The organism is Arcicella sp. GW821-FHT09D11, from assembly GCF_059416265.1.
This window is the reverse complement of the sequence record NZ_JBWKOV010000010.1, coordinates 100,283-122,054: the sequence shown is the minus strand read 5'-3', so window position 1 is coordinate 122,054 and position 21,772 is coordinate 100,283. Positions and strand designations below refer to the sequence as shown.

Annotated in this window: 12 protein-coding genes; 8 read left to right on the top strand and 4 right to left on the bottom strand. The window is 35.8% G+C overall.

The features are described from left to right. Nucleotides 1-28 precede the first annotated feature (28 nt). The 5 genes from AC07N0_RS20590 to AC07N0_RS20570 all read left to right on the top strand — a co-directional run bounded on the left by AC07N0_RS20590 (nt 29) and on the right by AC07N0_RS20570 (nt 6,682). Nucleotides 29-748, top strand: coding sequence for a nickel transport complex, NikM subunit,transmembrane (locus AC07N0_RS20590; protein ID WP_494590801.1), 720 nt, complete (start codon nt 29-31; stop codon nt 746-748). A 141-nt stretch (nt 749-889) separates the two neighbouring features. Further along, nucleotides 890-3,292: a TonB-dependent siderophore receptor gene (locus AC07N0_RS20585; RefSeq protein WP_494590800.1), complete on the top strand. Its 2,403-nt coding sequence runs from the start codon at nt 890-892 to the stop codon at nt 3,290-3,292. Nucleotides 3,293-3,302: 10 nt separating this feature from the next. Further along, nucleotides 3,303-4,586: a hypothetical protein gene (locus tag AC07N0_RS20580; protein ID WP_494590799.1), complete on the top strand. Its 1,284-nt coding sequence runs from the start codon at nt 3,303-3,305 to the stop codon at nt 4,584-4,586. A gap of 3 nt (nt 4,587-4,589) precedes the next feature. Beyond that, complete coding sequence (locus AC07N0_RS20575; protein ID WP_494590798.1) at nt 4,590-5,747, top strand: PepSY-associated TM helix domain-containing protein; 1,158 nt, start codon at nt 4,590-4,592, stop codon at nt 5,745-5,747. Further along, nucleotides 5,744-6,682, top strand: a complete 939-nt coding sequence (locus tag AC07N0_RS20570) for a DUF6607 family protein (RefSeq protein WP_492804249.1) — start codon at nt 5,744-5,746, stop codon at nt 6,680-6,682. The genes AC07N0_RS20575 and AC07N0_RS20570 overlap by 4 nt, the downstream gene beginning before the upstream one ends. Nucleotides 6,683-6,757: 75 nt before the next feature. Here AC07N0_RS20570 and AC07N0_RS20565 read toward each other — a convergent pair whose 3' ends face one another. The 4 genes from AC07N0_RS20565 to AC07N0_RS20550 form a co-directional block, all read right to left on the bottom strand. Then, on the bottom strand, nt 6,758-9,067 hold the full coding sequence (locus AC07N0_RS20565) for an efflux RND transporter permease subunit (protein WP_494590797.1): 2,310 nt from the start codon (nt 9,065-9,067) through the stop codon (nt 6,758-6,760). A gap of 720 nt (nt 9,068-9,787) precedes the next feature. Beyond that, on the bottom strand, nt 9,788-10,903 hold the full coding sequence (locus tag AC07N0_RS20560; RefSeq protein ID WP_494590796.1) for an efflux RND transporter periplasmic adaptor subunit: 1,116 nt from the start codon (nt 10,901-10,903) through the stop codon (nt 9,788-9,790). 75 nt (nt 10,904-10,978) lie between these two features. Then, nucleotides 10,979-14,257, bottom strand: a complete 3,279-nt coding sequence (locus tag AC07N0_RS20555; protein ID WP_492804254.1) for an efflux RND transporter permease subunit — start codon at nt 14,255-14,257, stop codon at nt 10,979-10,981. Nucleotides 14,258-14,259: 2 nt separating this feature from the next. After that, on the bottom strand, nt 14,260-15,660 hold the full coding sequence (locus tag AC07N0_RS20550) for a TolC family protein (protein ID WP_492804256.1): 1,401 nt from the start codon (nt 15,658-15,660) through the stop codon (nt 14,260-14,262). Nucleotides 15,661-16,019: 359 nt separating this feature from the next. On the opposite strand from AC07N0_RS20550, the gene AC07N0_RS20545 reads away from it, so the two are divergent. From AC07N0_RS20545 to AC07N0_RS20535, 3 genes are all read left to right on the top strand, one after another. Next, a complete protein-coding gene (locus tag AC07N0_RS20545) occupies nt 16,020-17,855 on the top strand; it encodes an alkaline phosphatase (RefSeq protein WP_494590795.1) in 1,836 nt (611 codons plus the stop codon). Nucleotides 17,856-17,924: 69 nt separating this feature from the next. Next, on the top strand, nt 17,925-21,290 hold the full coding sequence (locus tag AC07N0_RS20540) for a DEAD/DEAH box helicase (RefSeq protein ID WP_494590794.1): 3,366 nt from the start codon (nt 17,925-17,927) through the stop codon (nt 21,288-21,290). A 51-nt stretch (nt 21,291-21,341) separates the two neighbouring features. Continuing rightward, nucleotides 21,342-21,740: a helix-turn-helix domain-containing protein gene (locus tag AC07N0_RS20535; protein WP_494590793.1), complete on the top strand. Its 399-nt coding sequence runs from the start codon at nt 21,342-21,344 to the stop codon at nt 21,738-21,740. The last annotated feature ends 32 nt before the right edge of the window (nt 21,741-21,772 follow it).

Here is a 21,772-nt window from a genome sequence, read left to right as displayed (position 1 = left end):
TATTTAATCAAACCCAAAACAGTCAAATATGAAGAAGAAAATATTATTCAAACTGGCTTTTTTATTTACCATTATGTGTCTCCCGTTTTTATCCATGGCACATGGATATTGGCTTGAAACACAAGGCTCTGGTAAAATAGGAAGTCCCGTTAAAATCCTAATGTTTTACGGAGAATACGCTTCTGGAATAAGAGAAAAAGGAGATAGGCTCAATAAAATGAATGAACTCACTGTTTCAGTAATTGATGGAGATGGAAATCAATCAGCCGTTACTATGACTCAGCAAGAAACCCATTGGGAAGGAATCTTTACACCAAAAACAGAAGGAACCTATCAGGTTTTGGCTATCAACGATACGCGAGAGGTACAAGATTGGACAAAACATAATTTAGGAGTTACTCGACCTGTACAGTTTTTGCGCACCATTTATCAAGTTGGTAAAATAAGTAATCCAAAAAACAAGCTTCAGTTTTTGGATATTACCGTTAGTAAGGAAAAAGATAAGGTTGTGTTAACAACTTATAAAGACCAAAAGGGTTTGTCTAAGACTAAAGTAACTGTTATTAACCCACAGACTTGGGAGAAAGCATTATTCACTAATGAAAAAGGAGAAAGCTCTTTTTCCCCAACAGGAAAAGGAATGTATTTAGTAGAATTGGAATGGATTGATAACACTCCCGGGACTTTTAAAGGGAAGGATTATCAAACAATTAGATATAAATCTGAAACAACCTTTATGCTTGATTAATAAGCAATAATCTATTGACTTGAAAAATTGGTGATAGCTTTTCTGAAAAGAAAAGCTATACCCTCATGTGCTGAAAGTTTGACAAAATCACTTTTTGTCGATAAAAAAATACCAAAACTTAACTCTTTACTTAATATTAAAATGAAAAAATATTTACATAATATAATCCTTCTAAAACGTATACTTCCTTTGTTTGTATCGCTTATTACATTTTCAGGATTTGCCCAAAATACAGGGAAAATCATCGGAACGGTAAAGCTAACAGATGGTAGTCCTGCTGAATTTGTTACGATTTCAATTAAAGGAACAAACAAAGGAACTACCACTAATAACAAAGGTGAATATCAACTTGAAAAGCTCAAAGCAGGTACTTATACAGTAGTTGCTAGTTTTGTAGGTTTTGATTCTCAGGAACTTAAAACCACGTTGAAAGCCAATGAAACGAAAACACTTCCTGTGTTTAATCTGAAAGAAAATACCAAAAACCTTAATGAGGTAATTGTAACAGGAGAAAAATCAGAAAAATATATTGCTGAAAATCCATCGGAATCTCTTCGATTGACAGCTCCATTGATTGAAATTCCACAAAATATCACCGTTGCTACACGCCAGACAATTGTTGATATGGGAATGCTTAATAAAAACGACGTTATCAGAGCCGTAAGTGGTATTACTAAGACTTATGGCGAAGACTTAGATGCTAGTCTTTTGATAAGAGGAACTGATGCAACGTATAGCACTTATCGTAACGGGGTAGGTGGACCTATTTGGTGGAATGCACAAGAAGATGCAGGCATGATTGAAAGAGTAGAATTTGTAAAAGGACCAGCAGGCTTTATGTTAGCCAACTCTGAACCAGGGGGTTTGGTAAATACTGTAACCAAACAACCCACTCATGAAAGAATCAATGAAATTACGTTTGGGCTTGGTAGTTTTAACATGATGCGTACCGCCATTGATTTGGGTGGAGAATTTTCAAAGGATGGGAAATTAACCTATCGTTTAAATACAGGATTTCAACAAAGTGCGAAGTTTTATAAAATGGGAAATTTCAACCGTTACTTTATTTGCCCTTCTTTGAAATATGATTTTACGCCAAAATCAAGCATTACTATTGAGCATAACTATGTAAAAGCTGTTACAGCTCATAATTCGTATAATCAGATATCAATCAACGAGCAATTCTTTGCTTTGCCATACAATATGGCTATGAACGACCCTAATGTTGGTAACTACATGGGGTCAGATGTTTATACAAGATTAGGCTTTAAACATCAAATCAATGACAATTGGAATTTAAATGCTCAAGTAGCCTATATGTCAACAGATTGGGATGGTATGGCACTGTATGTGAATAATATATCGGCTACAAAAGACACCATTTATCGTACAAGTTCAGGAAGTGACTGGACAGGCAATTTATACAATATGCAAGTATTTGCAGATGGAAAATTCAAGACAGGGAAATATGTTGAACATAAAGTATTAGTAGGCTTAGATTTTGGTGATGGTGGCGAAGGAAATAATTATAAAGGAGATTGGAGTAATCCTGAAAGATTAAAATTGTCTATTAAAAATCCGATTTATTATCTTCCAAAAGATAGCGTAAGATATACTCCTACTGAAAATAATGGCTCATGGCGTTCTACTAACAAGTGGCAAGCATTATATATACAAGACCATATCAAAATTGCAGGGAAGCTTATAGTAACGTTAGCGGGAAGATTTACCAGCCTTACAACAGGGCAAGATTATAACGGAGGAGTAGATGACCCAGAATATGAAATTACTGAAAATGCCTTTACACCAAGATTTGGCTTAACGTATATGCCATCTAAAAACCTTTCAGTTTTTGCTATTTATGATAAAAGCTTTTTGGCACAACGTGGCGCTATTTTTGGAGAGGGACGTTTGCCTGCACTTACAGGAAGCAACAGAGAAATAGGCGTTAAAGCATTGTTATTAAATAATAGACTTGGTGTAAATGCCTCTATTTATCGTATCGAGAAAAACAATGTAAGTACAAGTGACCCAATCCACGATGGTTTTTACTTAAAAACAGGACAGATAACGAGCGAAGGCTTTGAAATGGATATCGTAGGGAATATCACTAACAATGTAAGTGTTGTTGCTAACTATTCTTATACCAATGCTCGTGTAACCAAAGATGCAGATTCTACTGTAATAGGCATCAAAAACTATGGAACACCAGACCATACGTTAAATGGTTGGTTGAAATACAAATTTACAGATGGTATTTTAAAAGGACTTGGATTTGGTGCTGGGGTGCAATACATGGGTAGTCGTAGCGGCGTATATGTAGGTTGGGGAAGTGAATTTGGCAATAAAACGTTACCAACTTATACAATCTATGATGCTTCGTTATCTTATAATTTTAATAAACTTTCAATCGGTTTGAATGTGTACAACATTGGAAATCAGAAGTATGTGAGCAATGGGTATTATAATCCAGATGCAAAAGAATGGATTTATAACCCAGGTACGCCTGTAAACTTCAGAATTCAAACAGTTATTAAATTTTAAAGCATTGAGTATGGCCGATAAATATAGATTAGCTTTTCTGACAGTAGCCTTTATTGGTTTACTGTCAGGTAGCGTCTGGGCACAACAGAAACCGAACATTTATATCAATTGCGCAACTTCTACAACACGTTGTTATCAGGATTACCTACTTCAAAGTTTGTATACCTGCAATTTTGTGAGAGATGCTTCTAGTGCTACGATACAAGTATTAGTAACAGAAAAGCCAAATTCGCAAGGAGGATACCGTATAAACTTTGAGTTTACAGGGATGAATGAACTAGTGGGCAAGAAGGATACGCTTTTTTTCGATTTACCGCAAGGGCAAACGGAAGAGTATGTTCGAAGTATGATTGTGACCCACCTATCAAAAGGGCTATCTTTTTTATTACATCATACAGTTTTTGAAAAAGCATTTGATGCCAAAGTAAATGAATCGTTTGTTCAAGCAGATTCTGTGTATATCGAAAATCGGGATTTATGGAAAGGATGGAATTTTACAGCAGCCTTTGAGGGCTATATGGAGGGGCAATCGAATTACCTGTACTATAATGTAGGTCCTAAAATTGCCATCAGGAAAATCACACCCAAGCATAAACTGGTCGTTAATATACAGCAGGGATTTAAAAAGAACAGTTATACCATAGATGAAATTAAACAATCTATTTTAATCAAAAGCCTTGATATTATTCCGTTATACGCACGCAGTATCAATGAACATTGGTCTGTTGGAGGGATTATGCATTATCGTAGTAGCGAATATAGTAATATTAAAAGTAGCATTAGAATAGCTCCATTGCTTGAATATAATTTATTCCCGTACTCAAAAAATACCATTAAACAGATACGATTTGTATATCAGGCAGGCGTACAAAGTTTTGATTATTATGGAGAGAGTATCTGGAATAAAATTCAAGAGACGCTCCCTTATCAACGTTTGGCAATATTAACCGATGTAACTCGCAATTGGGGAAGTATCAGAGGGTCTGTACAGAGTAGCTCTTATTTAAACGATTTGACTAAGAATCGCCTTTCATTTGTCAGTGAATGTTCGTTCCGACTAGCAAAAGGTTTATTCTTTAATATAACAGGGCAGTTTGAAATGGTAAATGACCAAATCTCATTACTGAAAAACCCTTTGGATGAAACGACTTATTTATTAGGAGGACAGCAGTTGGCGACAAAAAACAATTTTTGGGCAGAGTTTGGTATTTCATACAATTTCGGAAGTAAGTATACGAGCATTGTGAATCCTCGAATGGGAAGTTTGGATGAAGTATGGTTTCAAAATAAATAAACGATGACATTAAAAAAAATATCAGGGCTCTTACATTTATGGCTTGGTTTAGCATCGGGGATAGTCGTGTTTGTGGTATGTATAACAGGTGCTATTTGGGCATTCTCGCCAGAAATAGAAAACTGGACGCAGTCTTATAGACATGTAGAAAAACAGAACAAACCTTTTTTACTTCCTTCTCAACTAAAAGAAATAGTACAAAAGCAGTTTCCTAAGCAAATTGTTTCAACGGTGGCTTATTTTGAAGAAGGAAAATCAGTCGTGGTTTATTATAGAGGAACAGACTTTAGAGCATCGGCTTATATCAATCCTTATTCGGGCGAAGTACTGAAAGTAGTAAATGATGAAAATGATTTTTTTAGCATCGTCATTACAGGTCATTATACGCTTTGGCTAGGTGAAATCGGAGGAGAAATGGTAAGATGGGGTACGCTATTATTTACTATCTTATTAATAACAGGTATTGTGTTATGGTGGCCCAAAAATAAAGCTGCTGCCAAGCAACGCTTTTGGATAAGATGGAAAGAGAATGTAAAATGGAAACGTAAAAACTATGATTTACACAATGTACTAGGTTTTTATAGTGCATGGATTGTCATATTTGCAGCCCTCTCTGGTTTAGTTTGGACGTTTGAATCTGTCAGTAAAGCAGAGTATTGGCTAGCTAGCGGGGGTGAAATACCTGTAGAAGAACCACAGGCATTGTCTATCAAAAAAGGAACAGTGGCACCCAAAAATGGAGTAGACATTTTGTATTTAAAGATGCTAACTAAATACAAGAATAATATTGGAGAAATGTATGTCTCAATTCCTGAGGCAGATTCTTCAATAATTGGCTTTTATATCATCCCGAAAGAGAAAGCATATCAGTCAGATGATTATTCTTTTGACCAATACAGCTTGGCTGAAATTGGACATGGAGCTTATGCCGACATGAATGGAGGAGAGAAGCTTAGAAGACTAAATTATGATATTCATATCGGAAGCATATTTGGCTTACCTGGTCGAATCGCTATGTTTTTTGCAACCCTCATTGGAGGAAGCCTACCCGTAACAGGCTTTTATATCTGGTGGGGACGTAGGAATAAAACCAAACAAAAATCAAACAATATTAATCACTCACAGGAATTTTCACGTAAAAAAATGTCTAAAATAAAATGAAAAAACTATTCTTCGCTATGGTATTGATGGGAGTATCAATCTTAGCAAATGCTCAAAAAAGTACAGATATTGCTGCCATTAAAGGTCAATGTGGCTGTTTTGATATAAAATTCAGTTATGCAGAAACCTTTGCACCCGATAAAAGCTATCAATATCACGACCGTTACGTAACGGGAGGAAGAGAATGGGTTTTTGTGGATGAAGAAAGCAAAGACAAATTGGTATTAATGCACTTGTTGGTTATTAACGATACGATGGTCATAAAACATTGGCGTGAAGACTGGCAGTATGAAAATACTGACCTATTGGCGTTTGACAAAGGAATGACTTGGAAGGCTACGCAATTGCCTAAAAATCAGGTGAAGGGACAGTGGTCTCAATCTGTTTTTGAAGTAAACGATATGCCACGTTATGAAGGTACAGCTTCTTGGATTCATAAAGATGGCCAACACCTTTGGGCAAATATTACTGATGCGCCACTTCCAAGAAGAGAATATACCAAGCGTTCAGACTATCAAGTATTGAGAAGAAACAATCGTATCCATGTAACGCCTGCTGGCTATTTACATGAGCAAGATAATGATAAAGTGATTCGCGATGCTTCAGGCGATAAGTTATTAGCACAAGAAAAAGGATTGAACGATTACAAAAAAATTGATGATGAAAAATGTAAGATAGCAACTGAATTCTGGGCTAAAAACCGTGAATATTGGGTTGATGTTCGTACTGTATGGGGACAGTTGATTGCTCAGAACAAAGGAATTAGCTTAAAAGCAAAATCAGATGATGGAAAGATGTTATGGAAAGAATTAGATGATTTAGTAGAATCATTGAAAGCGAAGGGAGAGAAAAATGCGACGAAACGTCAAGCAGAAATTCGTTCGGTAATCAATAAGTATTTGAATAACAGTAATTTATATTCTTTGAAAAACTAGATTTAGCTACCAAAACATAAAAAAAACCGTCGTTTGTATTTTAACAAACGACGGTTTTTTTATGTTTCATAAAGCTTATTTCTTTTTCTGATATTCAGCAATTGTTAATAACAAAGAGGGTAATAATATTAAGTTAGTAATCATCGCTACTAAAAGCGTAATAGAAACCATTACACCCATTGCTGCTGTACCACCAAAGCTTGATACTGCAAAAATAGAGAAGCCACAGAAAAGAATAATGGCAGTGTAAACCATACTTAAACCTGTACCGAAAATACTATTGGTGATGGCTTGTGACACAGTATGTCCTTTTTCATATAATTCCTGACGGTACCTTGTCAAGAAATATACCGTTCCATCTGAAGCAATACCGAAAGTAATGCTGAATACTAAGATAGTAGAAGGCTTAAAGTGAATATCTAAAAAGCCCATCAATCCCGCCGTCAGTGCCAAGGGAATTAAACAAGGAAGTTTTGATAGAATAATTACTGGAATAGAACGGAATAAAACCATTCCAACGACAGCGATTAAGCCGATAGCAATCAATAAACTTTCGTATAGATTCGATAATAAGTAGTCATTACTCTTCAAGAAAACCAAACTATGACCCGTCAGGCTCACTTTATATTCTTTAGGGTCAAAAATAGCATCAACTTGCGGGCGGATTTCATCAATGAGCTCTTTCATACGCAAAGAACCAACATCTGCCATTTGGAAACTGATACGTGTAACGCTTTTATCTTCATTCAAAAACGATTTGAATTGCTTAGAGGATGCACCACCATTTTGCACATATTCCGTTAGTTTAGAAAGCTCCAGTATGTTTGGCAAGATAAAATACTTGGCTTCGCCACCTTTATAAGATTGGTACAGGAATCTGGTAGCTTCTACAATCGACAAAGGCTTTGAGAACTCTTTATAAGCACGCATTTTGTTTTGCAACGCTTTTATTTTGTATAATGTTTGAGCCTGATTATCAAAAATCCCGTTAGGTCTTTTGGTATCAATCATGATTTCAAAAGGTAAAACTCCATTGAAATTCTTTTCAAAAAACCTTAAATCGGTATAAATTGGATCATTTTTTGGTAAATCGTCTACGACATAACCAATTACTTGTACTTTGGTAATACCATAAGCAGAAATTAAGACTACCACAAAAACCGCTGAATAAATGACACTTCGCTTGTTATGCACCAAGTAATTGATTTTAGATAAAAATGTGTTAATCCATTTTACCTCTAAATGCTTTAAGTGGCGAGACTTTGGCAGTCCCATATAGAATAATGCAATCGGAATTAAAAAGATACAAATCAGGTAAGTAATCATGACATTAAGCGCCGCAATTACCCCAAATTCAACCAAAAGACTACTATTTGTAAAGTAAAAAACGCCGAAGCCAATGGCCGTAGTAACGTTTGCTAAGAAGGTAGAAAGCCCGATACCCGTAACCATATTGGTCAAGGCAACGTCTTTATTGCCATGCGAGACTAATTCAGCTTGGTATTTATTAATTAAAAAGATAGCATTTGGAATCCCGATTACAATTAATAATGGCGGAATGAGTCCCGTAAGAATCGTGATTTTATAACCCAATAATTGGAGTGTTCCTAGTGAAAAGATTACACCAATCAACACTACAAAAATGGATAGAATAGTGAAACGAATAGAACGGAAGAAGAACCAAAGGATTAAGCCCGTAATTAAAATGGCTAAACCCATAAAAAGCTTCATTTCTTTAGAAACTTTCAACATGGTAGCCGTACGAATAAAGGGCATACCCGAATAGTGTAATTCTGTTTTAGTCTTTATTGAAAAATCATTGGCTATTTTTTTGATTTCGTTGACAATCGCTATTCTTTTCGCTGAGTTGAGTGTCTTTTCATTGAAAGTAATGGCCATCAAAGCCGTATTGGTTTCATGGTTAATCACCATGCCTTCATAAAACTTCAAGGCTAACACTTTTTGCTGAATTGAATCTAGCTCTGCTTGCGTAATTGTAGCACTACTATGAATCGGTACTACTTCAAATTTTTTAAGAGAATCATTCCGTTTTAACTCGTATAAATTTGCGATTGAAATGATATTTTTGATACCTTCTAAACGCTTAATATCTTCTGTAAGCTTAACTAGATTTTGGTATTTCTCTAACTCAAAAAGTTTGGGTGATTGCCAGCCAATCACCATGATACTTCCGTCTTCGCCAAATCTTTTACGAAATTCTTGGTATTCTTTTTCGATAGGGTCGTAAGAAGGTAAAATCCTTGCTATTTCATACGAAAGCTCAATTTTACTAGCTTCAAAACCCATAAAAACAGTTGAACTAAGAATAATTCCTATCCAAAGAAGGCGATATTGGATAATTAATTTGGCAATTGTATTCCACATAATAATATGATTTTGGAATCCTGATGTGTTACAAAAGGATTATTTCCTGAATAAAATATTCAGGGGAAAGTGGTCGTGCTTTTCATTTTTAGAGGATATTACTAAATAAGAAAAGCGATAAATTGATAAAACTAATGATTGAATAACGAAAACAATCAAAGTCATTGTAAAGATTTTATGAAATTGTTTAAAAATAAAGAACTCACGGAGCATTTTTGGCAATAAAATGCTCAAATAAAATTTGATAAAAATGATATTTAAAAAATGATGTCGGTTCAAATTGGAAGGCTACTAGCGAAATGTTTCTAAGGGAATAAATCGAAGGAAAAATCTCACGGTGAGCATCAATTGTATTTAAGGCAAGTAGTATGCGAATGTTTGAATTGATATGATGGCGTTCACTGGGGCTATCAATTTTGCATTTATTTTTACCAAAATGATGTGCTTGTTGTACCGAAAGCGTTCGTCCATAAACCGAAAGCATAAGTATCTGACACACCAAAAATGTGCTAAATAACCGTATTATGAAAGATTTTTTTTGCATATCAGGATGCAAAAATACAGTGTTTTTTGTTAGAAAGAAAGAATTTTAAGGGTGGACTTTAGGACGAAAGACACAAGACTTTTAGACACAAGAAGCTAGACACAAGACATAAGAGCTAAGATTTTATATTTTCATTTTAGTCTTACATCTTATGTCTTTCGTCTTAAAATCTCCATCTATTTCTTAACCTTCACTTCAACGCCTTCTCTAATTTCCTCAGTAGCTACTTTTGCTAATTGGTCGCCTTCGGATAAGTCGCCATAAATTTCTACTTTACCATCTGCCTCTCTGCCTTTTCTTACTTCTATCCAAACAGCTTTGTTATCTACAATTTTCACAACGAATACTTTTTCTGGAGCATTCGCTACAGCAGCTTTAGGAACGACAAAGGTCTTTTCCGTAGCAGGGAAGGATATTTTTACTTCAGCAACCATCCCTGGCAATAGTTTTTTACTACTATTATCAATGTCCATTTCAATTCGTTCTGAGCGGAACTTTGTATCTAATGCTCCTGCTACACGATTGATTTTAGCTTTGAATACTTCACTTGGAAATGCTTTTACCGTGAAAGTTATCTCATTTTTTTCGCCCAAATACGAAGTATAAGCTTCTGGTATTAATACAATTAAGCGTAATTTTTTCTGATCTTGTAAAGTAAACAGAGGGAACTCAGAGCCTTTTCCTGAAGGACCAACATAAGCACCCACACTAATATTACGAGCAGTAATAAAACCATTAAAAGGAGCTCTGATTTCTAAGTAGTTCTTGTTATCAGCAATTTCTTTATAGCCTGATTTAGCAGCATCCAATTGTGCAAAATCAGCATTTTTGCGTGCTAAAGCTTGGTCTAACTCGTTTGGCGAAATTGTCCCAGGTGTTTTACTAGTTTGTAAAAGACGGTCGTAATTAGCTTTACTAGCCGCATATATCGCTTCTTGTGATTGTAGCCTTGATGCTGAAGTTGCTAGTTGGGCTGATAATTCTGGTGCTTCCATCGTGACCAACAATTGCCCCTCTCTTACTTCTGAGCCAACATCTACGTTCATTTTCTTGACAAAACTGTTTACTTTGGCATATAAATCAACGCTATGTTTGGCGATTAATTCTCCCGGAATTTGAATATTGGTTGACATCATTCCTTTTTCCAAAGAAAAGGTCTCTATGCTATGCACTGTTGGCGTTTGTGTTTTCTCTTCTTTTTTAGCTTCAGAAGAACCACAACTGTTTAAAAGTATTGTGGCCGTAAAGAAGGCAACAATAGTAAAAATTGAATTGATAACTTTTGATTTCATGGTCTTATTTTTTAGCTGTAAGCTAAAAGCTTTTGAGCCTTTAGCTTTTAAGTTATATCTATGTCTCGGATAATATTAATTACCAATATCTCTTTTATAAATCGTAGGAATATAGTGTTTGCTTTCCTCATCTTCTGGATCTAAGGAAACAGATTCTATCGATGTTTTCTCTTGGAACCAAGCAAATACCAAAGGCAGAATAATTAATGCTGCAAAGGTTGAAGCAATTAAGCCACCAATAACGGCACGAGCTAATGGAGATGTTTGGTCGCCACCTTCGCCTAGGCCAGAAGCCATCGGAATCATCCCTACTACCATAGCCACACTAGTCATTAAAATAGGGCGAATCCTCAAAGCAGCCGCTTCTTTAGCTGCTTCCAAAGCATTCCCCGATACTTTTCTTAATTGTTCAGCATTGGTAATTAATAAAACAGCATTAGCGATAGATACCCCAACCGACATGATGATACCCATATAAGATTGCAAGTTCAAGGTAGAGTTAGTCAACCTCAACATTACTAACGAGCCTAATACTACGGCTGGAATAGTGGTAAGAATCACGATAGATACTTTGAATGACTGGAAGTTTGCTGCCAACATCAAGAAAATAACGATAATTGCTACTAATAATCCTGACTGTAAACTATCTAGTGTTTCTGTTAAAACCTTGCTTAGACCAATTGGCTCAACGGTCAATCCACGAGGTAATTCTCCTAGCGAAGCAATGGCTTTACTTACGTCTTCCGTAGCTGTTCCTAAATCTTTCTTGTATAAATTGGCTGTTACCGAAAGCGTTGGCATAGCCCCTAAGTTATCGTTTTCGCCATAAATGGTATCACTTTGAATCGTGGCTACATCGCTTAGAACAGGTCTTGCTGAATTTTTCAACAAAGCAATCTCTCCGATATCACCTATACTCGTCATTTTATTTTCAGGAATTTGTACTTGTACACTGTAAGTCAGCCCTGATTTTTCATCTACCCAAACACTTTTGTCTGTATAACGTGAAGAAGAAGTTGAGGCTGTGAGTGTTCTAGAAATATCATTCATATCAACACCCAATTGCGAAGCCCTAACACGGTCGATATTAATATTAATCGCTGGGTACTTGATAGGCTGTCCTAACTGTACGTCACGCAAATAGCTAATCTGACTTAATTTTTCGATAAGCTTCTTCGCATATTCTTCATTGTTCTTCTTGCTTCTACCTGCCAAACGTACTTCAATAGGCGTTGGCGAACCTTGACTTAATATTTTTTCAGTCAATTCGATAGGTTCAAAAGAAAGCTTCAGATCTGGAATAGTAGCTTTGATTCTTTTTCTAAAGTCATCTTTTAACTCTTCTAAATCAGTTTCATATTCTTCATTTAACTGAACTTGTAAAACTGCTTCTTGAGGACCACTCATGAATAAGTAAATCGGGCTGGTCGAGAAAAGCCCAGGGTGTTGTCCAATGAATGATGATGTGATAGAAATGTTTTCTTTACCCACCATTTTTTCAAGAATGGCAATCGATTGAATCAGTTTCTGTTCCGTCCGTTCAATCCTTGTTCCTTCTTTGGCACGCAAGCGTACTTGAAATTGTCCACCATTAGTCTTTGGTAAAACATCTCTACCAATCGTACTGAGAAATAGAAAGGCGGCTCCTGAAATAATTACTAAGTAACCAACCACCACGAGTTTACGAAAAGGAATGATTCTTTCAAGAAATGAGAGGAAAGAATTTCTGAATCGGTCAAATAAACTTAGTTTTTTAGCAGGATGTTCTACATGACCTTTTTTCTGGGTAATCTGGTTAAATTCTGATTCAACAGTAATATTAGAGGCAATAAAATCTTCATTATCGTGCAAATTGGTAGTATGTGATTGCTCATGCTTATGTCCTTTCATAATCCAGTTGGCCATGATAGGCACAAAGGTTTGTGATAGAAGAAAGGAAACCAACATTGAAAACCCAATGGCTAATGCCAAGGGTAAAAACAAAGCCCCTGGAATACCCGTCATGGTGAAAGCAGGTGCAAATACGGCTAAAATACAGAAAAGAATCAATAGCTTCGGAAAGGCAATTTCTTTACAGGCATCCCAGATGGCCAGTGCCTTGGGCTTGCCGAGGTCTAAATGTTGGTGGATATTCTCAATGGTCACCGTGGACTCATCGACCAAAATACCAATAGCTAATGAAAGACCGCTCAGCGTCATGATATTGATGGTTTGTCCACTTAATTGCAAAAAGAGTACGCCTGCAATAACCGACGTTGGAATGGTCAGAATTACAATCAAAGCACCACGAGCATCCCCTAAAAATAGCAAAACCATCAAGCCCGTTAAGATGGCACCAATGGCCCCTTCTGTCAGTAAGCTTTTTACAGAGTTGATTACATAAACTGATTGGTCAAACTCATAAGAGAGTTTTACATCTTCTGGTAAAAGACTTTGTAAGCGAGGAAGGTTCTTTTTGAGGTTTTGAACAACTTCCCACGTAGAGGCAGTAGATGATTTGGTAATGGCCAGATATACAGAACGTTTACCATTGATTAAAGCATAACTCCCTGTAATATCGGCACCATCTTCTACTACCGCAACATCACGCATATAAAGGTTTTGTACGCCGCCCTTAAATAAAGGAATGTTTTCAAAATCTTTAATGGTTTTAATGGTTGTGTTAGCGGGCGTAATGTAGTTATAATTGCCTACCCGCACATTTCCAGAAGGAGATGTTTGGTTGTTAAGGCGAATGGCTTCAACAATTTGGTCAACCGTCATATTATGCGACCGCATCAGTTCTGGGTCAGCTTTGATGACTACTGTTCGCACGTTTCCACCAAACGGAGCAGGTGAAATTAACCCTGGAATAGAGGTAAAAGAGGAACGAATATAAGTATTGGCAAGGTCTGATAATTCATTATTCGACCGTATCGGGCTACTTAGTACCAATTGTCCTACGGGTAAAGTAGAGGCATCAAAACGTAAAATAAAAGGTGGTTGTGAACCAGGCGGGAAAATAGCTTGGGCTCGGTTACTAAAGGCTGAAACCTCTGCTGCGGCCTGAGCCATGTTAGTACCTTGGTAAAAAGTAAGTTTCATCAAGGTTAAGCCTTGTATATTTTTGGTTTCTATACTTTTAACCCCTGAAACGTATAATAAAAGATTGACATACTGACGCCCGAAAAAAGATTCCATTTGGGTAGGCGTATAGCCACCAAATGGGTGAGAGATATAAATTACGGGCATATTCATATCTGGGAAAATATCAATTTTGATATTCCGAATGGCATTGATACCAAAGAATAACAAGCCCGCTACTAATACAAGTATTGTGATAGGTTTGCGTAAAGCTGTTTTAATTAAATTCATTATTATCTGGCTTGTTTGATGAGTAAATCGAAATCTCCGTTGCTGGCCGCTTTAAGGACTAAAGCTTGCCAAACATTGGCATAAGCTACACTAATATTAGTTTCGGCTCTGTTCAATACAAATAAAGCTTGCGTCAGGTCGATGATGTTTGATAATCCGTTTTTATACAATACGGCTTTTTGTTCATAAGCATTGCGAGCGGCCTCTAATTGAATTGGAGATTCTTTATAAGTAAGCAAAGCATTTTCGATGCGTTGGTCTGCTAAAATCATCTGACTTTCCAATTGGTTTTCCGTCAAATCATATTCGCTTTTTAAGCCTTCGCTAATAAATTGTTGTGCTTTGATTTGATGGTTGATTTTGGTCGGTGACATGAAATTCCAGAACATACCCGCACCTACAATGAAATTGCTTCTGGATGGAGCAATTCCTGAAAAATAACTTTGATCAACGTGATGATTATCAGGAGAATAGTCATAGTCAAAACCAGAGGCTTTAGACTGAAAAGCACCGAATAAGCTGATAACAGGTAGCTTGTTTCTACTCAATAATTTTTGTGTATTATTAGCGATTGTAATACGAGATTTAAGGAACAGCAACGTTGGGTTATTTTCAATAGCTAATGATGAACCAAGTTGACTCGGAATTTTAGAGAAATACAGGCTATCTAACTGAAAATGTTTAGCAGACGTATTTAATAAAATAGCTAATTGATTACTTGCTTGTATTTCAAGGTTTTGTGCATCAATCTGGCTAAGTTTTGCATTAGAAACTTCCGCATTAGCAATGGAAGAATCTACTCCTGCATTCAAACCACTTAAAGTCCTAGCTTTAATTACTTCACGTAATGCCACCACTCTTTTATGGTTTTGCTGGCTGATTTCTACAAATTTTTGTGCCGCCAACAAATTAAAATATGCAGCCGTAATTTTGATAGTATGCGCAAATTTTTCTTGCAAAACATCTAAGGAATCTCTTGATACTTGCGACTTGGCGATATCTACGGTAGCTTTTAAACGACCAAAGGTATAAACATCCCAATTGACGTTAGAAGCATACAAAGCACCAAAGGCAGTATTCCAGTTTTGGCTTGCTGAACTTGGTCCAGAAGCTGCCATCCCCACACCTCTATAAGAATAGAGTGAGCCAAACTGCCCATTCGCTGTACCATAATTATTTTGAATCGCCACGTTTACATCAGGAAGGAATTGCTTTTGTGCATTTATTACCAAGGCTTGTGACGCTTTTAGATAACTGTTTTTGGCTTTAATTGAATTGTAATTTTCTAAGCCAAGCTGAATCGCATCTGTTAGTTTCAAGAAATGGTCTTGTGCAAGTGAAAACCTGCAAGGCAACAGAAAGGCGAAAAATAATAAAATGCGTTGGTATTTTATTTGAATCATAATGTTAAGTATTGCTATTGAATGGAAGTGCTCATGCTGATAGTCTATTTGGTTGACCAAATATATTCAAACATTTTGGTTTGCTTTATAGGCTATTGTATCATTTTGATATATTTATAGCTGTTTGGAAATATAATACCCTCTAAAAAAATAGGAATAGAATGTTTCCTAGAAAAAATAAAAAAATATAAATAAATCAAGAATTGGTTAATTTTACGCCTTAGTTAAATAATATCTTTTCTCTTTTGAAAGTTCATCGTAACGGTCTTATTAACTGATTGATTAATTTACAGATAACGATTTCCTAACATTGGAAGGATAATTTTGAACTTTTAACAATCTTCATTGCTATCAACAATATGAAAAGACACATCCTCCTTTTTTTACTCTTTACTATTGCAACAAAGACCTTGGCTCAACCCATGAGCTATTCTATGAAAAATACGCATGCACACAATGATTATTTGCATGATTTACCTTTTTATGAAGCATACGCTTTGCACTTTGGAATGATTGAAGCCGATGTTTTCAAACAAGGAGAAGAGTTGGTAGTGGCACATGAAAAAGAATCCATTCTTCTGAACCGTACTTTCAAATCGTTATATCTTGAACCATTATTGAAGCAAATCAATCAGAATAATGGGAAGGCCTATCAAGACGGACAACGCCTACAATTATTAATTGACATCAAAGAAGATGGAGCGGAAGCCTTAAAGCTTTTAGAAGCACAATTAAAGCCTTATCGTAACTATTTTGATTTAAAGCATAATCCTAATGCGGTGCAGATTGTTATCAGTGGTGATATGCCATTAAGTATAGACTTTGATAAATTTGATGATATTTTCTACTTTGATGGTCGCCCTAGACAAAGCTATTCGCCTAAAAGTTTTGAAAGAGTTGCGTTAATCAGTACCAGTATTACAGATTTTACGCGTTGGAATGGCAAAGGTCTCATTACAGCACCGCAGTACCTAAAGATTAAGAATTTTGTTGATTCTGTTCATCATATTGGAAAACAAGTTCGGTTTTGGGCAGTCCCTAATTCGTTGACAGCTTACAAAGCTTTAATGAAATTAGAGGTTGATTACATAGGCTCAGATAATTTATCAGAATTGGCTAACTACATTAAAAACTTAACAGCTTACTCAGGTAAGCCTATTGCTCAACACATTCCTTATTTGCCTACCTATCAATCAGATGGAATAAAGAAGCCTTCTAAGAATGTCATATTCTTGATTGGTGATGGTATGGGTTTATCCCAAATTTATAGTGGGATAGCTGCTAATGGTGGAAAATTAAACTGGACAAATTTCAAAAATATTGGTTTCTCTAAAACTAATTCAGCAGATAGTTTTTGTACCGATTCTGCGGCAGGAGCAACTGCATTTTCAACAGGTGAAAAAACGAATAATCGTTATATTGGGATGAATACCCAACAGCAACCGTTAGAAAACATATCGGAAATTTTAGACAAAAAGAAGATAAAAGTAGGGTTGGTGGTTTCGGAAGAAATCACAGGGGCCACCCCAGCGAGTTTCTATGCACATGAACCCGAAAGAGATTGGTTCCAGCTAATTGCTGATGACCTGCCCAAAAGTCCAATTTCATTAACGATTGGGGCGGGAATAGAATCTTTTAGAGCGGAAACACTAGAGAAACTAAAGAAAAATGGTAAAGTATTTACGACCATTGAAGGGCTAAAAAAGGCAAATACGAAAGAGAAAGCTTTTGTATTTGTTGATAAAAACGAAGTGCGTCCAAAGCATGAAGGTAGAGGTGAATACCTTTCTGAAGCTTTTGATGCCGCAGTGAAACAATTAGAGCGTACGTCTCCAAATGGTTTTTTCCTGATGTTAGAAGGCTCAAAAATTGATTGGGGTGGTCATGCCAATCAGTTAAATTATGTTGCCAACGAAATGCTTGATTTTGATAAAGTAATAGGTAAAGCCCTAGAATATGCTGATAAAAATGGAGAAACGACTATCGTGATTACGGCTGACCATGAAACAGGAGGATTGTCGTTATTAGATGGTGATTTTAAAACGGGTAAAATAGAGGGGAGTTTCAGTACCAGCGATCATTCGGGCATTATGGTTCCAGTAGTTGCTTATGGACCTAATGCACAACTTTTCAGTGGATTTTATGAAAATAATACTATTTTTGAGAAGTTGCTTCAATGTTTACGGATTAAGTGATGAGCTTTGAGCCGTGAGCTGTAAGCTTTTTAATGCTCATAACTCACGGCTCAAAGCTCAAAGCCAAATATGCTTTCTTCTCAACTAACATATTTTTTTGAAAATCTTAGTATTGCAAGTCTTAATTATTTAACGATTTTAAAACATAGTTCATCGCTCATTGCTACGGATGAAAAAGGTTTTTTTGATCTTCAACCTGAAAAAATTGAGCTGAATTTTGTAGAAATACCTGTTTACCTCACTCGAACAGACTTTGTCACTGTTTCCGTTAGGCAAGAAGAGAATGCCATCAAGCTTTCGTGTGAATGTAATGCCCCCATCAAGAATCTCTGTGAACATCAAGTACAAGTATTGCTCAATCTGACAGAACGCCAAAATCTTAGGGTATTTTTTGATGATGCTTTGCGTTATAACAAAATGTTGGCTTTTGCCAAAGATTATGGCTTAGAGCAAGAGAAAAACTTGGATGAATATTTCCAGTTAGAATACAACCCATTCAAGCTTTCCATAAAGCCTAAATTGAAAGAATTGATAGCAGTTAATCAAACGACGAACTCGTTGTTAAGCACGTCTTTATTACCACAGCCTCTTGCAAAAAAACAGTCCTTGTTTTCTTTGGAAGAAACATCCAAAAAGATAATTGTATTGGGGAAACACCGCTATTATGACCATCTGGTAGTAGAGCTATATGAAGTGCAAACAACCAAAGATGGGAAGGTAAAGAATCCTTTTAAAACAATTGACCCCCTTGATTTTATTTGGAAAACTACTGATATAGAGGAAGTTAAATTTTATTCGAGTATTCTGAAATTTCAACAACCTAATCATGAAAAATCGTCTAAAACACTTTTTGAAGGATTAAAAGCTTTGGCTAGAAATCCACTAAAGTTGGATGTCTTTTTTCATGACGTTAAACTCTCAGAGAAAGTAAATGCTAATACTATCGTCCCGATTGAGTTAAAAACGCTCAAAATGGACGTGAAGATGCAGATAGATTATAAAGACATCTTTCATGAAGTTTCGGCTCAATTATTTATCAACGAAAAGGCTTATGAGCTAAAAAACCTATCTGTCAAATTCGATTATTTTACCCAAGTGGCCAATACGTTATATCTGATTGAGAATCCAGACTTTTTAAGAATCATTACTTTTTTCAAGCAGAATAACCATAAAATCCTGGTTCATCATACCAAGTTTGAAGAATTCCAACAGAATATTCTCAACAAACTTGAACATAAAATACAGGTAAATTATTCTTATATCAGACCTGCAACGCCTGCCCAAATTGAAGCAAAGGCTTTTGATACAAGTCAGCAAAAAATTATTTACCTGTCTGATTCAGAAGACTATATTTCAATTACACCTGTAATAAAATACGGGAATACAGAAGTGCCAATTCTTTCCAAAAAACAAATTTATGTAAGTGATTTCAATGAGAATATTTTTCTGTTGGAAAGAGACCAAGAAGCAGAAGTCCAATTTACAGCCAATTTATTGAAGCAACATCAAGCCTTTGAAGAACAGCTTGACCATGAATATCTTTATTTACATAGAGGACAGTTTTTAGATGAAGGTTGGTTTTTGGATGCTTTTGAAGAATGGCAAAGCCAAGGCATTACTATTTTGGGCTTTAATGAGCTCAAAGAAAATAAGCGAAATTACAATAAAATAAGGGTATCGGTCAGTGTAACGAGTGGTATTCATTGGTTTGAAACCGAACTCTCTGTGCGTTATGGAAAACAACAGGTTTCTTTAAAACAACTGCAAAAATCTGTTAGAAATAGGACTAAATACGTACAATTGGGTGATGGAACTTTAGGTATTTTACCAACAGAATGGATACGACAATTCACAGAATATTTTCAGGAAGGCATTATTGTTGAAGAAAAGATTCGGGTTCCGAAGAGCAATTTTTCTGAAATAGCAAGGATGTATGAAGAAGAGTTTTTGGCAGATGAAGTAAAACGGGAACTGACGATTTATGCTGAAAAACTAAAGACCTTTAAACAGATTGAGCGTGTAGAGATTCCGAAAGAGCTTAATGCAACGCTAAGAGATTATCAAAAGGAAGGATTGAACTGGTTAAACTTTCTGGATGAATTTGGCTTTGGAGGGTGTTTAGCAGATGATATGGGTTTAGGGAAAACGATTCAGATTATCGCTTTTATTTTATCTCAACGCAATAAAAATGTACAAAATACTAACTTGATTGTAGTCCCTACGTCTTTGATATTCAATTGGGAGGCTGAAGTAGCAAAATTTGCTCCTTCTATTAAAATACTAAGTGTTTATGGGAGTAACAGAATAAAAAACACGAAGAGTTTTGATAATTATGAAATCATTCTGACATCTTACGGTACACTATTATCAGATGTTGGTTTCTTGAAAAAGTATCATTTCAATTATGTTTTTCTGGATGAATCTCAAGCGATAAAGAACCCAACCTCACAGCGTTATCAAGCGGCTTGCCTTTTGTCTTCTCGTAATAAAATCGTACTGACAGGTACGCCGATAGAAAACAATACTTTTGATTTATTCGGTCAGCTTTCGTTCGCTTGTCCAGGTTTATTAGGAAGTCGTCAGCATTTTAAAGACCATTATTCTATGCCGATTGATAAGTTCAAAGACCAGAAAAGAGCAAAGCAATTACAGCAGAAAATCAATCCTTTTATTTTACGGAGGACTAAGAAACAAGTTGCCCAAGAATTACCCGAGAAAACAGAAGTGGTAGTTTATTGCGAAATGGGCGCACAACAAAGAAAAGTGTACGATGCTTATGAGAAGGAGTTCAGAAATTTTTTGAATAATCAGATAGAAGGAGATATACCCAAAGAAAGTATGCATATTTTAACAGGTTTAACTAAACTCCGTCAAATTTGCGATTCGCCTGCTTTGTTAAGCGAAGATGAATTTTATGGGAATGAATCTGCTAAAATAGAAGCGTTGTTGGAAGAAATAGAGAATAAATCTCCCGAACATAAAATATTAGTATTCTCGCAATTTGTAAAGATGCTTGAATTAATTAGAAAGGAATTAATAAAACGAGGCATCTCTTTTGAATATTTAACGGGCGAAACTAAAAATAGAGCGGATAAAGTAAATGAATTTCAGGAAAACGAAGGCGTAAGGGTATTTCTGATTAGCTTAAAAGCAGGAGGAACAGGGTTGAATTTAACCGAAGCCGATTATGTGTATTTAGTTGACCCTTGGTGGAATCCAGCAGTTGAAAATCAAGCAATTGACCGTTGTTATAGAATTGGACAAAAGAAAAATGTAGTGGCTGTCAGACTAATTTGTCCGAATACTATCGAAGAAAAAATCATGCTGTTGCAAGCCTCTAAAAATGATTTAGTCAACGATTTAATCAAGACAGATGTATCCATGTTGAAATCTTTGACGAAAGATGATTTGTTAAACTTGGTAAGGGGAAAATAGTAGGAGTGGAATAGTATTCCGCCTATTTCTCACATTTAATAATAGATAAAAATGAAGGAATTAGCTATTAATCTTGATGAAATAATAATTAAGCCGATTACTAATCAAGCAGATTTTGAGAGGGCATCTACATTAATTGATGCTTTAGTCGATGCTGACCTTATTGAAGATGAAGCGACGAGAAATAAAGCCTTAGATATTTTAGATGCAATATCAGTTTTGGCATTAGATTATGAGAAAAAGCATTTCCCAATAGAGAAGCTTGAACCAATTGAATCAATCAAGCAAAGAATAGAAATGCTTAATCTTTCTCAAAAAGAAATTGCAAAATATTTTGGGGGAGAAAATAGAGTTTCAGAGGTGCTTAATAGAAAAAGACCTCTTACTTTAAAAATGGTAAAAAACCTTTATCATGGTTTGGGGATTCCAGCAGAAGTTCTTTTAGCATAAAAACAAAATAAGGCGAGATAAAATCTCGCCCT

What these genes read in the sequence shown, in the direction of transcription:
- AC07N0_RS20590 (WP_494590801.1), top strand. Translation starts at nt 29, where the DNA reads ATGAAGAAGAAAATATTATTCAAACTGGCTTTTTTATTTACCATTATG.
- AC07N0_RS20585 (WP_494590800.1), top strand. Translation starts at nt 890, where the DNA reads ATGAAAAAATATTTACATAATATAATCCTTCTAAAACGTATACTTCCT.
- AC07N0_RS20580 (WP_494590799.1), top strand. Translation starts at nt 3,303, where the DNA reads ATGGCCGATAAATATAGATTAGCTTTTCTGACAGTAGCCTTTATTGGT.
- AC07N0_RS20575 (WP_494590798.1), top strand. Translation starts at nt 4,590, where the DNA reads ATGACATTAAAAAAAATATCAGGGCTCTTACATTTATGGCTTGGTTTA.
- AC07N0_RS20570 (WP_492804249.1), top strand. Translation starts at nt 5,744, where the DNA reads ATGAAAAAACTATTCTTCGCTATGGTATTGATGGGAGTATCAATCTTA.
- AC07N0_RS20565 (WP_494590797.1), bottom strand. Translation starts at nt 9,067, where the DNA reads ATGTGGAATACAATTGCCAAATTAATTATCCAATATCGCCTTCTTTGG.
- AC07N0_RS20560 (WP_494590796.1), bottom strand. Translation starts at nt 10,903, where the DNA reads ATGAAATCAAAAGTTATCAATTCAATTTTTACTATTGTTGCCTTCTTT.
- AC07N0_RS20555 (WP_492804254.1), bottom strand. Translation starts at nt 14,257, where the DNA reads ATGAATTTAATTAAAACAGCTTTACGCAAACCTATCACAATACTTGTA.
- AC07N0_RS20550 (WP_492804256.1), bottom strand. Translation starts at nt 15,660, where the DNA reads ATGATTCAAATAAAATACCAACGCATTTTATTATTTTTCGCCTTTCTG.
- AC07N0_RS20545 (WP_494590795.1), top strand. Translation starts at nt 16,020, where the DNA reads ATGAAAAGACACATCCTCCTTTTTTTACTCTTTACTATTGCAACAAAG.
- AC07N0_RS20540 (WP_494590794.1), top strand. Translation starts at nt 17,925, where the DNA reads ATGCTTTCTTCTCAACTAACATATTTTTTTGAAAATCTTAGTATTGCA.
- AC07N0_RS20535 (WP_494590793.1), top strand. Translation starts at nt 21,342, where the DNA reads ATGAAGGAATTAGCTATTAATCTTGATGAAATAATAATTAAGCCGATT.